This window comes from Clostridium sartagoforme AAU1 (genome assembly GCF_000401215.1).
In the GTDB taxonomy this organism is placed as follows: Bacteria; Bacillota; Clostridia; order Clostridiales; family Clostridiaceae; genus Clostridium; species Clostridium sartagoforme.
Map to the genome: position 1 here is coordinate 1 of NZ_ASRV01000269.1, position 851 is coordinate 851.

The window sequence follows — 851 nt, forward strand, 5'->3', positions numbered from 1 at the left end:
ACTTGAGCTGAAACTTTTTCTGTTAAGTCTCCAGCTTCTGATTTTATTAGTTTATTAGTTATTACATTATCCATTAAGGCTAAGATATCTGCATCTGCTACACTTTCCTTTGCATCTCTTACTGAAAGATTAATCTTTTACCTGAAACGTCTTTAAAAGACATTGCTACAGTTCTTTGAATCATTTAAAACCCTCCTTTCTAAATTATTGATCCCATTAATTACTATCTTGTAACTATAAAGGTTTGTTGCTTTTTAATAGTTGATACGCTATAGTCTAAAAGCTTTTCTACTGCATCAGATAATTGAACTAAATTATCATCAGTTGCATCAGCAGAAATATTTTTAAAGCTTTGCTCTTTAAAAACATCCTTACCTTTAGAATCAACTCCTATTCGGTATCTAACCTTCATAGCATTTTCTGTTAATACTGAATTTGCTGCCATATTATCACCTCCTCGTATAATCTTCATATATGCAAAAAAAAGATTTATAAAAAATCTATTTTAACTCTTTTTTGATTAATACCGATATGTCAACTAAGTGACCTCTTAGTGGACAGTTATAAAGTGATCAATAAATTTACGAGCTAAAACGTCCTTGGACAGAGCCTGTCAAAGGTGGACTCCCCTGGGGTTGTCCAAGTGCATATATAGTACATCTATAGTTTCTATAGCATATAGTTTGCTGGTAGCCTAATCGGTAATTATCGGTGGATGTTGTGCTCAAGATGTATCGATAATTATCGAGTTGGTTACCACAGTACATCAATTGGTTTTATGAAATTATCCTTGGTTTATGGCATGTGGTGCATTAAAAATTGTTGCTTTAAAATATGTGAAGCTAGTAATT

Annotated in this window: 2 protein-coding genes; both read right to left on the reverse strand. The window is 32.1% G+C overall.

Annotation, left to right across the window (positions count from 1 at the left end; translation table 11 throughout):
- On the reverse strand, positions 1 to 134 hold a 134-nt coding region (locus A500_RS22190), incomplete at its 3' end, for a DUF2922 domain-containing protein (RefSeq protein WP_479723493.1).
- Between the two features lie 89 nt (positions 135 to 223).
- Positions 224 to 445 carry a DUF1659 domain-containing protein gene (locus tag A500_RS19055; protein ID WP_016209207.1) on the reverse strand — a complete coding sequence of 74 codons (222 nt, stop codon included), beginning with the start codon at positions 443 to 445 and terminating at the stop codon, positions 224 to 226.
- Between the last annotated feature and the right edge of the window lie 406 nt (positions 446 to 851).